Below are 14,207 nucleotides of genomic sequence, written 5' to 3' on the forward strand. Positions count from 1 at the left end.
TTCAAGACTAATTAATTAACAAAACTCGGTTTAGGGCACTGAAAAGTGCCCTTTCAAAGGGGGATGCCCTAAATTGAGTGCTTACTTCCAACGTGTTTCTGGCTTATGTTCTTTGCTCCTATTTGTAACTTTTGTATACAAAGCATGGAAATAAACAAGCTGAGAATCGTTGTTGGTCTATTAGTCTTTTTGAATGTGTTTTCGGGGTATTTTGCAGGTTTTAATGCAAATGCAAATGGATATACGGTTCAACATTTGATTTTGATTTATATGATAGGTGGATACATTCAAAGAGATGCAATAGAACTGAAAAGTAAAATTTGCATATTTGGATATGTATTAATCGCTGTAATAAACGCTTTACTTTGTTTCTTTTTTGTTAAATATACCCATCTTAATGGTATGTATTTCTTTGGGTACAATAATCCATTGGTTATTGTTGAGTCTGTACTTGTATTTTTGTTTTTCAAAAACATACAGTTTCAATCAAAATCTGTCAACAGCCTCGCAAAAACCGTAGTAGCCGTTCTTTTGATACAGGATGTTGTACTACGAAATATAATGGTCGAAAATTTGAAGTCACGTTTGCAAGATAGTTATTTGAGCTTCTTATCACATGCTTCTCTTTGGTTAATATTCTTTTTTGTTGCAGCTTATGTAATTGAGCAGATACGTAGACGAATAGCTAATAGAATTATTGAGCAGATAATCGGTGTGTTGCCAAAGAAAATATCGAAAATTCAATTATAAATATATTACCGTAATGGAAAAGAAAGAAATTATAGAAAAGTTGCAGGAGATTTTCCGGGACGTTTTTGATAATGAGGAAATAGAAATATCCAATAATACTGTAGCTGAGGATATTGATGAATGGGATAGCCTCGCACATGTGCAACTCATTAAAGAGATTGAAGTCGTATTTGACATAAAACTCACATCAAAGGAAATCCTTTCGTGGGACAATGTCGGTGAAATGGTTGACGCAATTCATGCTACACTTTAATACGTATGAAGCTTACAAACAAAAAGGGTGTTGAGATACCGATGATTGGTCTTGGCACTTTCCCGTTCCAAGGGAGAGTTATGGCTGATATGGTGTTTAATGCTTCAAAGATTGGCTATCGACTCTTTGATACTGCCGATGATTACAGGGGTGAATTCGGAATTGGATTGGCTGTTTCTGAACTTGGCTCCCTCGGTCTTACAAGAGAAGACTTGTTTCTTCAGACTAAAATTTCTGACAATAATGCTCATGCTGATGAACCACTGATAGGGGTCTATTTCAATGAGAAAAGCATGTTTATGAAACGGCATACAGCCGCTGAAGTTGTTCGTGAGAAAGTATCAATATCGCTACGTGAGATGAGGACAAATTATATAGACTCTTTGTTAATACATTATCCTTATCCTGCCTACTATATAGACATTTGGAAAGAAATGATTAAATTGAAGGAAGAAGGAATTGTTCGATATATTGGCGTTTCTAACTTTCATGAGCGTCACATTGAGAATCTAATTCATGAAACTGGAGTATGTCCTGAAATAAATGAGGTATATGTTAGTCCTATAGGAACGAAACAAGGAATTATTGATTATTGTAATGAACATAATTGCTTAATTATGACATATTCCCCTTTAATGGATTTGGCCTCAGATAGGATTCCACTCGAACCTTTGAAAACAATTGCCACGAAATACAGTAAATCTATTGCACAAATAATACTTAGATGGAATGTCGAAAGAGGATGTTTACCTTTGCCAAAATCAAAAAAAACGAATCGTCTTGTCGAAAATTTTCAGATTTGGGATTTTGAAATCACCAAAGAGGAAGTTGAAGAGATTTCTGCACTAAATAAAGACTATCAGTATATAGTAGAATCAAAAACTTGTCCAGGAATATGATTAGAAATATATTCAAAAAGATATTCCATATTTTTAATGCGATAATCCGACGTAGCCGATGGTTTAATGATATCTTGTTTCAAGATTGTCGCAAGCTAATAATTCATTCAACTTTTAATCTTGATGTTGTCAATCTTGGAAGTACTTCTGGGGTTTATGCTTTTAATTATGAGGGCATGAATATCAAAGCGGCAAATTGGGCTCTTTCTTGCAATCCGCTTGTTTGTGACGAAGAAGTGTTGAAAAATTATGTCAGTTACTTAAAACCCGAGGGCACCATTGTGATATTGTCTTTGTGTGTTTTTAGTGCGCTTTCAGGAAGATATGATTGTTTTGAGGATAGGTATTATGCTATTCTTTATCCAAGTTCTATACCTAATTTTTCAAAGAGAAAGCAGAATGAGGTGATGGCAAGGTATAATAGACCATTATTGTATATGCCCCTTTATAATATGGTAAAAGAATTTTGGTATCTTTTAAAGAGACCATTCATTAAAGGGGAAAAAATTTTATCAGAAGAACAACTGCAGAAAGATGCACAACGATGGTTTGATGGTTGGTTGAAGGAGTTTAACGTAAATGATTTTTCTTTACCGTTGTCTTTGGTAAATCAAGATAGTGTGTTGGATGCTGCATATCATCTTAATAAAATAATTACATTTTGTAAGGAGCACAATGCCACTCCTGTTATGGTATTACCTCCTATGTATCATACTCTTGCCGAAAAGTTCTCAATAAAAGCTCGCGAAATTCTACTTGATTCTTTATTTGCCCAAATTGATGACCAATCTGTTCGTTTCATTAATTATATGGACGATTCTGAATTCTCAAATGATAGAACATTTTTTTTAGATTCATTCTTGTTGAATCAGATAGGAGCTAAGGCTTTTACAAAGAAAGTGTTAACTGATATTGGGATAATGAGGAATTGAAGTAAATAATAGTTGATTTGCAAAAACTGAATGAGTTACTTCTGAAATATATGCTTGTATTGACTTTATGCAAAAATGTATTCGAGGAACTTGCTGCTTTCAGAGGAAGCAAATATGTGTATCCAAGATATGCGAGAAACTTTTTTGAAAAAGGATAGAACTATGTTGATGGATGGGAATAAGAATTATGAAAGCTTCGATCTTATGCTTTTAGCTGTATAATCTAGTTATAAATAATTAATAAAAACAAAGAATTATCCTCTTGATTTTCAGGAGGGTGTATAACACTGAGTACTTATTATAAATATGAATAAAATAGTTATTGTAAATCATGTTTTCACAAAAGAATATATTAGAAAACGTTGGTTATTATTTGCTAAAGAGCATAAAGATATTGATTTGACTTTAATTTCGCCCAAAAACTGGCAATATGGAGGAGTAGGCGCAATGACAACTGGTGGTAATGACTTATCTTATTGCCCCAAAATTGACGACAATAATTATCATGTATTACCTGTAGAGTACTCAATTGATAGAACTGGTTCTTGGCAATCAACAGAAATGTTATACGAAATTGAGAAAATAAAACCTCAATTAGTATATCATGTTGGAACTCATCTTCAATCATCTTTGTTTCCTGTTTTGAAGTTATCAAAGATACTGCCCAACACCAAGTTTGTAACTTTTAGTATGAGGGGACCAAACTGGGATATTTTCTATAATTGGGAGAAGCATCCTATAAAGTCTATGCTTAAATTTTTTTACCACTTCAATCATTTAAGGTGCTTAAATAATTATAGTGATGCTATTATATGCCATTATCCAGATGCAATAAAAAGTTTTAAGAAAGAGGGGTATAAAGGTCCAATTTATATGTGTACACAAGTTGGTGTTGATACAGACGTATATAAACCTAATGGTGACTTTAGAACTGAAATCCGGAAAAAATATGGGTTAGGGGATTCTTTTGTATTTGGAAGTGCAACAAGATTCACGGCAGCCAAGGGGCTTGATGACATAATCGAGGCATTACCGAAAGAAGGGGATTGGAAGTATCTGATGATTGGTGGTGGTCTCGAATCTGATGAAAATCGCTTATTACAACATTTAAAAGCTAGAAAAATCGAAAACAAGGTTATCATGACAGGACATATTAGTCAGCAGGAAATGCCTAAATATTGGAATGCAATGGATTGTGCGTTGCACACACCTAGGACTGCCGATTGGATTGAAACTTTTTCTGTTGCTCTTGTACAAGCAATGGCAACAGGCCTTCCTGTGATTGGATCTGATTCTGGTTCTGTTCCTTATCAGTTAGGTCCTGATGCATTAATCGTTAAAGAGAGAGACACTGTAGCTTTAAAGGATAAAATACTTTGGGTACTTAATAACCAAGAGGAAGCAAAAAATATTGGATTTAAAATGAAATGGCGAGCAGAACATTGTTTCTCAACTCGCCATCTTAATGATTGTATCTATGATATATTCATGGATATTATCAATGATACTTTTGATCCTAATAAAATAGACCAAGCACAATATAAAGTGCCAGTGGAAAATTTATCTATCAGCAAGTAGTTTGCCTATTCAATGAAGTTAGATAGTAGAAAACAAATAGCTTTGGGAGCTATCATGTCATACATATCTATAGGAATAAACATTGTTACTGGATTAGTGTTTACTCCCTGGATGATTCATTCTATTGGGAAGGAGAATTATGGATTATTTACATTAGCTCTTTCTGTAATTTCTCTTTTTGTATTTGACTTCGGGTTAAGTTCTGCGGTTACTCGATTTTTGTCCATTTATCTGGCAGATGGTAAGAAAGACAAAGTGGAACAGTGTCTTGGACTTGTACTTCGTATGTATCTTGTTATTGATATATTCTTGTTTTTAGTTTTATGTAGTGTATATTTCTTTATTCCATATATATACAAAGAATTAACCTTAGAAGAAATAGAAAAGTTCAAGGTTATCTATATAATGGCGGCTTCATTTTCTATTTTTTCTTTACCATTTATTCCTGTAAATGGAGTCTTAACAGCTAATGAGAAATTTGTACAAAACAAAGTGTGTGACATAATTCATAAGATATTAGTTGTTTTGACTATGACAATTGTGTTGTTATATGATGGTGGTTTGTATACTCTTGTGATGGTCAATATTTGGTCTGGAATGATTGCATATTTGGCGAAATTATGGTGTATATATAGGTTTACAGATACAAAAGTTGATTTGCGTTATTTGAATAGATTGGAAATTAAGGAAATACTTCACTTTTCTGGTTGGATTACAATTGTATCTATATGTAAGAGATTAATTTTTACTATAGCACCTACGATATTAGGAGTCTTCTGCGGTTCAGCCAGTATCGCAATATTTGGCATTGCTAATGCCATAGAAGGGTATGTGTTTTATTTTGCAGACGCTTTGAGTGGATTGTTCTTGCCACGAGTTTCTAGGGTGTATATTAAGGAATATGGAAATGTCCTGCCTTTGATGATAAAAGTCGGGCGTATGCAATTTTATATAGTTTCTGCTATTGTTTTTGGATTTATAACCCTAGGGCAGGATTTTTTAAATTTGTGGTTAGGTGAACAATTCGCCGATTCGTATATTTGTATAATATTATTAATTCTTCCATGTGTTTTTCAACTACCACAAGAAGTAGGATCTCACGCAATAGTTGTTCAAAATAAGGTTAAAGAACAAGCGAAAGTCTTTATAGTCATGGGGGTGCTGAATATAGTATTAGGTATTATACTAACTTCATTTTTTGACGTTTTAGGTATGTGTCTATCTATATTTATCTCTTCCTTTGTGAGGACAATAGGACTAGATATAATTATGTACAGGAGTCTTAAAATAGATGTTTTTAAGTTCTTTAAGTATACATTTGTAAAACAAACAGTACCTCTTATCTTGCCCATGATAATAAGCATATATATCAATACATTCTTTGAATGTAGTGGATGGTTGTTATTTGCAGCAGAGAGCTTACTCTATTGCATATTATTTTCAGTTTGTTCGTTTGTTGTTATGAATGAAGACGAAAAAAGAATAACTAGTAATTTTTTGTCTAAAGTTAAAATATGAAAATCGGTATTATGACAATGTGGAATGCTATTGATAATTATGGTGGTATTCTGCAAACATACGCACTTCAACGATATTTACGAGATTTGGGACATGATGCCTATGACATCAGATTCACAAATCTTGAAGGAAGATATAGATATTTAAAGTTTTGTATCAAAAAAATAATCTCTTTTTTACATATTAGCTTGAGAGATGTAGACCGTGCTGAATTTGATGCAAAAAAAAGGCGATTTGGTGATTTCAAAAAAAAATATCTAAATTTAAGTAAGGACACCTATGTTTCTCTACAAGAGCTTCAAACTAATGCTCCTATAGCAGATGTTTATATAACAGGTAGTGATCAAGTTTGGGCCAGATCTTTGAAAAAATCTATAAATGAAAGAGCATGGTATTTGGATTTTGGATTAAAGAATACAATTCGAATTGCCTATGCTGTAAGTTTTGGACATAGCTATTGCCCAGTAGAAGATGATGTATTATTTAAACAATTGGTAAGTAGATTTTCCTATGTTTCTACAAGAGAGATAAACGGAATTCGATTCTGTCGAGAAAGAGGTATAAACGCAGAAAGATGTATAGACTCAACTTTTCTTTTGTCAGCAGATCATTATATAGGGTTAGCGACAAATAGGAAATATCAATCTGATTTCGCATACCTTTATTTATTAAACGTAGGGACTCCAAACGAAATCCATTTCAATGAGGTTCTCAAAGAAATTAATAAAAAAGGCTATAAAGCCATTTGTACGACAGCTTCTGGTTATAGTCCAGCAAAAGAGATTTATGAAGGAGTTGTCTATGATTATGCATCGGTAGAGGAATGGTTAAGTAATATTTTATACTCAAGTATTTTTTTTACCACATCATTTCATGGTATAGTTTTCGCACTGATGTTAAAAAAACAATTTATTTATTTGCCATTACAAACTAATGGTTCTGGTAATGACAGAGTGTTTGATCTATTGGATTGTGTTAAACTAAAGAACAGAACAGCATCAATAAATAATATTGTTGAATTGATGGAAAATTCAATAAATTATGATGATGTGGATTTTTCATCTATTATTTCAATGATAGCCCAATCTAAATATTTTTTAACTAAATCATTAAGCGTTAATGATAAAGAAAATTTTGATTAAGATATATAATAGAGTCTCTAACTTTCAATCCCTTTTGTTGACTATTTTGTATAAGAATATTTTCGGACAGGTCGGTTCTATTAGAATTTGGGGAAGTATAAAAGTTTTGTATCCTCAAAATATAAGCATAGGTGATAGATGTAGCATTAATCATGGCGTGTATTTAAATGCATATAATCCTATTATTATAGGAGATGATGTTACTATTTCTGCAAACTCAATGCTTGTTGCTACAGGTATAAATATTCAGTCATGGCTACGCAAAGAAACAGGTGACAAACACTTGCACAATACAACGATTAAGATAGGAAATAATGTGTGGATAGGTGCTAACTCATTGATATTAGGGGGGGTAAATATTACTGGTAGTAATGTAGTCATTGCAGCCGGCTCAATTGTTACTAAGTCTTTTAGTGAATCCAATGTTGTTTTGGCTGGATGTCCTGCAAGGATAATCAAGCAAATTAATGAATAAATTAACAGTGTAATAAATGATAGTATGAAAGTAATACAAGTTAACTGTATGTATAAAAGGGGAAGTACAGGTAAAATTGTATTTGATTTACATAACGAATTGTTATCAAAAGGGTATCACGATTTAGTTTACTATGGTAGAGGAGCATCCTCCCAAAGCGATAATGTAAGAAAATTCTGTTATGAAATAGAAGCTCATATTCATCATTTTTTTGTTAAGTATTGTGGAATATTAAGATATGGAGGTAATTTTATATCAACTTATCGTGTAATAAAAGCGATTGAAGAGCAGAAACCGGATATAGTACATATTCATTGCATTAATTGTTATTGTATAAATATATATAGACTGTTGTATTATCTTGGTTCGAATGGCATCAAAACAGTTATTACGCATCATGCGGAGTTTCTTTATACGGGCAATTGCCCTCATGCATACAACTGTAATAAATGGCAGAAACCTAATGGATGTTTTGATTGTAATAATTTGGAGGAAGCCACAGGTACTAAGATAATAGATAGATCCCATATATCTTGGTTAAAAATGAAGAAAGCATTTGATTCTTTTCAAGAAGACAAATGTATAAATGTTGCAGTATCTCCTTGGGTGAAAAGCAGAATAAAACTATCAATTATTGCAAAAAGACTAAATTGTGTTGTAGTTAATAATGGCGTTGATACAGATATATTCAAATACAGCCCGACAAGAAAATTACATTTTGAAGGTGATTATGATACAACAATCTTGCATGTAACGTCATCATTTTCTCTAGATAGGAAAGATCTTAAGGGAGGGTGGATGATTGTTCAACTAGCAAAAATGATGCCTGACATTCGTTTTGTTGTGGTTTGCTTGAATAATCAAGTAGAAGAAGGCAAATTACCAAATAATATTCATTTATGGGGAGCTGCAAAAAGCCGAGAAGAATTAGCTTCTTTGTACAGTGTTGCTAATGTTACTTTGATGTTGTCAAAAAGAGAAACTTATTCTATGGTAACAGCAGAGTCTCTTTGTTGTGGAACGCCAGTTGTTGGATTTCTGGCAGGAGGGCCAGAGAGTATAGCAATAGAGAAGTTCAGTGCCTTCGTTGAGTATGGTGATTTAAAAGCAATAAAAGCATCAATCTGTAAAATTATTACTGCTAATATACAAAAAACAGATATTGAACATGAAGCAAAAAAGGTATATGCAAATTCTACAATGCTAAGTAACTATTTAAGTATATATAATTCTTTATATAAAACGAATCAGTAATATGAGTTTTGATATATTTTTTTTTCTGTTTCTATATCTTATTTTAGTTGGTTCGTTTGTTAGCAACGAGAAGAAAGTCTCAAAAATTATATTATTATGTCTTGGACCTGTTTTAGTACAGTCCTTAAGATCTCCAACTTGTGGTACAGATGTATGGGGTAATGGTTATGGTTACTATCAGAAATTTACATTAATAAGTGAAATACCATTAAACGCAATATTCACTGAAAAAATAAATAGTTTTGAACAAGGTTATGTTGTTTTTAATAAATTGATATCTTTTATATCTGATAATCCTCAGATATTTTTGGCTGTAACGTCGTTATTTATTTTTTCTTTGATTGGTTATATATATTATCGTTTCTCTGTTAATGTTTATTTGTCAATAATCATTTTCGTGTGTTTTGGCCTTTATGTGTTTAGCTTTACAGGCTTAAGACAAACTATAGCATTTTCAATAACACTATTTTCATTTAAATTTATTGTAGAGAGAAAAATTAAATATTTTTTAGTTAGTGTATTTTTAGCTTTTTCTCTTCATTCTTCAGCTATTATTTACTTTTTTGTGTGGCCTTTATGGAATATAAGGCATACGAATAAACTCACAATTAGTTTATTAGGTATTACGCTTCTTTTGTTACCTTTCTATGGTGCAATATTTTCGTTTATCGTACCATTATTATTTAGAGAAAAATACCTTATGTACATGAATGGAGGAAGCGCTATTAATCTTATAATTTTATATTTATTTATATATCTATTGCCACTATTTATTAAGTCTAACGATTTTTCTGTTAAAAATGAGGTTTACAAAAATAACGTTGAGCTTCAAATAGAAAATTTTATAAGGTGGATGGCATATTGTTCTTTTTTATTTCAGAGTTTAGGTTTGATAGGTGGAGATTCAATAACTCGTATTGCTTTTTATTTTAGCGTTTTCTTACCACTATATATACCGATAATCTTCAAACGTACAAAATTCAAATCACTAATATATCTATGTATAACAATATCGTTTATAGCTTTTTTTTATTATGATACATCTAAGGAATTTTACAATGTTGTTCCGTATATGTTTTTTTGGGAATTAATATACCCCAAATGAATAAAATTTGAATTTCCAATAATTTTTTTTGAATGCTTTTTTCGATAATAACAATTTGCTTTAATAGCGAAAGAACTATTGAACGTACAATAAAGTCGGTATTGGTGCAAACTTTTAAAGACTATGAATATATCATTGTAGATGGAGGATCGAAGGACTTAACTCTTGATATAGTCAAGAAATATGAACCTCTGTTTGAAGGTCGTATGAAATGGAAAAGCGAGCCTGATAGAGGAATATATGATGCCATGAACAAGGGTATCATGCAATCCTCTGGTACAATCATAGGTATTGTGAATAGTGACGACTGGTTAGAACCAGATGCTTTATGTCTTGTGGAGGATTGTTATCGTAATAATGATAGCAAGTACATGTCTATTTGTTGTGGTTGGATGAACTTTTATTATGATAATGGTGCCATTCAGGTTCTTAAAACAGATGAGAAATTGATGAAATCAATGGCGAAAGTATATGAGATGGGTGGTATTAGACATCCTGCAACATTTGTTCCAAAGTCCTTATATGAAAAAATAGGGTTGTTTGACATCTCAATACGAATAATGGCAGACACTGATTTGATCTTAAGGTTTGTAGAGAATGACGTGAATTTTATTTTCCCGAATAGAATTATCACAAATATGAGTGATGGAGGTGCTTCAAATCTTGGATTGATGAAAGCTTGTAGAGATTATTCTATAATTTTAAAAAAACGCAATGTAGTGGGAGGGAAATATCTTTTGCTTTATTACAAATGGTGTACCAAAAGATATATTAAAGGACTTTTACCCATAAGAATTATTGAGATAATCAGAGACATAAAAAAGAGTTAGTTTTCTATATATTATATATTGTTGTAGAAATGGGGATAGAACAGAAAATCAACTATCAGTTGAACAAGTATCCAGCTGTGAAGAAATATATCAAGCGTGTATACCAGTTGGGGTGCTACGCTGTGAGCTCGAAAATTAAGTCGGAGGGAAATATTGTACGTGTATCGCCTAACGACCCTAATCATGAGTATTTCTTTGGTTATTACGATAAGTCGCCTTGGGATGCAAGTATGCGTTATATGATTTGCATGAGGGCTAAAGATACTTGGTCTAATCCTGATCCAATTGGAAAAGCAGATATTTGTTTACTCAACCTGAATTTTGATTCTAACAATGAAAGGTATTGTAAGAGGATTGCGACTACTCACACATGGAATGTTCAGCAAGGTTGTATGGCTCAGTGGTTGGGACCTGATTTCAAAAGTCGCATTCTGTATAATGATATGCGTGATGGTAAGTACTGTTCAGTAATCTTGAACATTGATACCATGGAGGAGCGTGTATTGCCAATGCCTTGCTATACAGTTTCAGTTGATGGTAAGACAGCCTTGAGTTTGGATTTTTCTCGCCTACATTCGCTTCGCTTGGGTTATGGCTATGCAGAACTTCCTGAGGTAACAAAGGGGGTAGCGCTTCCTGATACTATTGCTATATGGAAAATGGATATTGAAACTGGTGAGGTAACAGAATTGTTGAAATATACCGACTTTGCCAACTTCCAACTTCGACCAGAAATGTTGGAGAAAGGAAGCGTACATAAGGTGAACCACCTGATGCTGTCACCTAACGGCAAGCGCTTTATGGTGTTGTACCGTTGGTTCTGCGGTCAGAGAAAGTACACTCGTCTGGTGACCTGCAATGTGGATGGTACGGGTATGTACGTGCTGTCTGACGATGATATGGTGAGTCACTGTTATTGGAAGAATGATGAGGAAATCATCGCCTTCGAACGTAAGAAGGAGTGGGGTCCTGGATATTATCTAATGAAAGACAAGACTCAAGAGTGGCAGCACCTGTGGGGGCAGTTGAGCAACGACGGTCATCCAAGTTACTGTCCTACGGATAGCAGTTTGGTGGTGACGGACTCATATCCTAATCGTGCACGTGTAGCTGATATCAAGTTGCTCAGAGATACCGATTCTGACGCAAAGGATATGAAGGTGATTGCTCGTGTGTTTGCGCCTTTCAAGTATGACAATGATACTCGTTGTGACCTTCATCCACGTTGGCGGCAAGATGGTAAGGCGGTTTGCTTTGATTCAATTTTCGAAGGTCACCGTGGATTATATATCGTGAACTTGGATTAAGGCGAATATATTTCGATTAACTCAGCATAAATGAGTTGAACGAATCAAATACTTCAATAATGGAAAAAATAGCGGTAATATTACCAGTATACAAGAACGATAAAGCGCCTCATGTACGCTTGTCTCTTAATAGTATCTTAAATCAGACTTACAAGGGGGATTTCAAACTTATCATTGGAGTAGATGGGCCTGTGGAAGAAGAACTGGTTTCTTGTTTAAAAGACTATGAAACCAAGGACAATGTATCCGTACAGTGGTTCTCCAAGAACAGAGGCTTGGCTATTGTGCTGAACGACCTACTTGACATCTGCTTCAAGGAAGGCTATAAATATATCGCTCGTATGGATGCGGATGACATTTCAATGCCTGAGCGTTTAAAGAAACAGATGGCATACTTATTGGCTCATCCTGAGATAGATGTAGTGGGAGGGGCTATTGAGGAGATTGACGAGAATAGCGAGAGCCGTGGTAAGATGATTGTCTATCCTGAAGGTTCGAAGGAGTGCTATGAGTTCTTTGCTCGTAGAAATCCTCATGCGCATCCGGCGGTTCTGTTCCGCAAGAGCTTCTTCGATAAGGCTGGATGCAAGTATCGTCCAGAGTATCGCCAAAATCAAGACACGATGCTTTGGGTGGATGGTATGAGCAAGGGAACGAAGCATGCTAACATTCCAGATGTTGTTCTTCGCTTCCGCTTCACCAATGCTCTCTTCAAGAAGAGACGCAATGGTTGGGCTTTTGCCAAGAAGCAACTCAAAGATCGCAAGAAGATCAACAAGACTCTGGGTTATGGCTTTGGAGCAACAGTCTTCGGTTATATGATGTTCATCGTGCTGGTAAGTCCTGCATGGGTGAAAAAGATTGCATATAAAGTGTTCAGATGACAAGTCTTGAAAATTTAGCGAAATAGTATGTAAAAGAATATTGAAATAGCTGATATCATAGGTAGTGCACTCTCTCATGGAAGAACAGATACTTAGTTTACTTTTGAAGAAATTGAAGTGGATTCACAGAAAGACCAGTTTATCAGCATTGGAAGCAAGAACAAGTCATTCAACATATAATGGATATGGTGGAGGTTGATAATGTAATACATTGTTCTCCCAAAAAACAAGGCTATACAAGATTGCTTTGAACGTCAGTTCTATCGTCTTCGAAACACGAGACTCACTTTCTGAAATCGTTAAAAACATCTTTGAATTATGAGAGAAAAGAAATTTTTAGATACAGTACATGGGCATATCTCGGTTCCTGAAACTTATATTAGATGTGTTTCATCTTGGCAGTAAGATTGTAGCCTCTATATTACGTCGTTGAGATATCCGAACCTCTTAAATATGCATTGGAAGAGCTGTTTGGAACACGTAAAAAACTTTTTGATGCGTATAAGCAGGAGATTCATGATAGAAAACTTGATGTAAGAATTGCAGATGTAGATATTACAGATGAGTGCTTACTGGCGAAGTTTCAAAATTTGAATAAATACAAGAAAAATGATACTAAAATGGCTATTTGACCGAATCGTAGCGCTTTGGGGATTACTTTTTCTTTGGCCGGTATTACTTGTAGTGGCAATAATGGTAAAGGTAAAGATGCCAGGAGGATCAGTATTCTTTGTTCAGAAGCGCGTGGGGAAAAATGGTAAGCTGTTCAATTGCCATAAGTTTCGTACGATGACTGTCAAACATAATGGTTCTACTGTTTCTGTGGCAGGCGATAGCCGTATTACTCCCTTTGGCGCAACTCTTCGTCACTATAAGTTGGATGAACTTCCCGGTCTTTGGGATGTACTGATTGGCAATATGTCTTTCGTGGGGCCACGCCCTGATGTGCCTGGATATGCCGATAAACTGACAGGCAATGATAAGGATGTATTGAAACTTCGCCCAGGTATTACTGGCCCGGCGACGTTGAAGTATCGACTGGAAGACGAAATGATTAGTGAATTTGTGGCGAAACGTCAGGCAGAGGGTGATGTTCGTCCGATGCAAGAAATTGCTACAGAATATAATGATACTGTTATCTATCCAGATAAGGTACGCCTAAACTGCTATTATTATCGTCATTATAGCTTTATCAAGGATATTGAGATAATCTTTGCTACGCTACTTGGATTCAAAGTGAAATTTGCCGGTGAGGAAGTCTAATTGATTGAAAACAACTA

General features: G+C 34.2%; 15 protein-coding genes. All 15 read left to right on the forward strand.

What is annotated here, in order from left to right:
• Positions 1 to 144 precede the first annotated feature (144 nt).
• The gene (locus DXD65_RS03240; RefSeq protein WP_035448655.1) at positions 145 to 750 is read left to right on the forward strand and encodes a hypothetical protein; all 606 of its coding nucleotides are present in this window, start codon (positions 145 to 147) and stop codon (positions 748 to 750) included.
• A gap of 13 nt (positions 751 to 763) precedes the next feature.
• Positions 764 to 1,003, forward strand: a complete 240-nt coding sequence (locus tag DXD65_RS03245; RefSeq protein ID WP_035448653.1) for an acyl carrier protein — start codon at positions 764 to 766, stop codon at positions 1,001 to 1,003.
• A 5-nt stretch (positions 1,004 to 1,008) separates the two neighbouring features.
• Entirely contained in the window at positions 1,009 to 1,902 is an 894-nt protein-coding gene (locus DXD65_RS03250) for an aldo/keto reductase family protein (RefSeq protein WP_233556112.1), read from the forward strand.
• The gene (locus tag DXD65_RS03255; RefSeq protein WP_035448649.1) at positions 1,899 to 2,834 is read left to right on the forward strand and encodes a hypothetical protein; all 936 of its coding nucleotides are present in this window, start codon (positions 1,899 to 1,901) and stop codon (positions 2,832 to 2,834) included. Before DXD65_RS03250 ends, DXD65_RS03255 begins: the two co-directional genes overlap by 4 nt.
• A 306-nt stretch (positions 2,835 to 3,140) precedes the next feature.
• Positions 3,141 to 4,412 (forward strand): glycosyltransferase, encoded by a 1,272-nt coding sequence (locus DXD65_RS03260; protein WP_035448647.1) that lies wholly within the window; start codon positions 3,141 to 3,143, stop codon positions 4,410 to 4,412.
• A gap of 12 nt (positions 4,413 to 4,424) precedes the next feature.
• Positions 4,425 to 5,930: an oligosaccharide flippase family protein gene (locus tag DXD65_RS03265; RefSeq protein WP_035448645.1), complete on the forward strand. Its 1,506-nt coding sequence runs from the start codon at positions 4,425 to 4,427 to the stop codon at positions 5,928 to 5,930.
• On the forward strand, positions 5,927 to 7,072 hold the full coding sequence (locus DXD65_RS03270) for a polysaccharide pyruvyl transferase family protein (protein ID WP_035448643.1): 1,146 nt from the start codon (positions 5,927 to 5,929) through the stop codon (positions 7,070 to 7,072). Before DXD65_RS03265 ends, DXD65_RS03270 begins: the two co-directional genes overlap by 4 nt.
• Entirely contained in the window at positions 7,050 to 7,547 is a 498-nt protein-coding gene (locus DXD65_RS03275) for a DapH/DapD/GlmU-related protein (protein WP_051642924.1), read from the forward strand. Before DXD65_RS03270 ends, DXD65_RS03275 begins: the two co-directional genes overlap by 23 nt.
• A gap of 24 nt (positions 7,548 to 7,571) precedes the next feature.
• Complete coding sequence (locus DXD65_RS03280; RefSeq protein WP_035448642.1) at positions 7,572 to 8,801, forward strand: glycosyltransferase; 1,230 nt, start codon at positions 7,572 to 7,574, stop codon at positions 8,799 to 8,801.
• 1 nt (position 8,802) lies between these two features.
• Entirely contained in the window at positions 8,803 to 9,906 is a 1,104-nt protein-coding gene (locus DXD65_RS03285; protein WP_035448640.1) for an EpsG family protein, read from the forward strand.
• A 32-nt stretch (positions 9,907 to 9,938) separates the two neighbouring features.
• On the forward strand, positions 9,939 to 10,736 hold the full coding sequence (locus DXD65_RS03290) for a glycosyltransferase family 2 protein (RefSeq protein ID WP_035448638.1): 798 nt from the start codon (positions 9,939 to 9,941) through the stop codon (positions 10,734 to 10,736).
• A 443-nt stretch (positions 10,737 to 11,179) separates the two neighbouring features.
• Positions 11,180 to 12,043: a hypothetical protein gene (locus tag DXD65_RS03295; RefSeq protein WP_230589375.1), complete on the forward strand. Its 864-nt coding sequence runs from the start codon at positions 11,180 to 11,182 to the stop codon at positions 12,041 to 12,043.
• A 59-nt stretch (positions 12,044 to 12,102) separates the two neighbouring features.
• Positions 12,103 to 12,927 carry a glycosyltransferase gene (locus DXD65_RS03300; RefSeq protein ID WP_117887340.1) on the forward strand — a complete coding sequence of 275 codons (825 nt, stop codon included), beginning with the start codon at positions 12,103 to 12,105 and terminating at the stop codon, positions 12,925 to 12,927.
• A gap of 458 nt (positions 12,928 to 13,385) precedes the next feature.
• On the forward strand, positions 13,386 to 13,559 hold the full coding sequence (locus DXD65_RS20980; RefSeq protein ID WP_155270087.1) for a hypothetical protein: 174 nt from the start codon (positions 13,386 to 13,388) through the stop codon (positions 13,557 to 13,559).
• Complete coding sequence (locus tag DXD65_RS03305) at positions 13,537 to 14,190, forward strand: sugar transferase (RefSeq protein ID WP_117749585.1); 654 nt, start codon at positions 13,537 to 13,539, stop codon at positions 14,188 to 14,190. The genes DXD65_RS20980 and DXD65_RS03305 overlap by 23 nt, the downstream gene beginning before the upstream one ends.
• Positions 14,191 to 14,207 lie beyond the last annotated feature (17 nt).

The sequence above is a fragment of the Bacteroides sp. 4_1_36 genome (assembly GCF_003466325.1).
Taxonomy (GTDB): Bacteria; Bacteroidota; Bacteroidia; order Bacteroidales; family Bacteroidaceae; genus Bacteroides; species Bacteroides uniformis.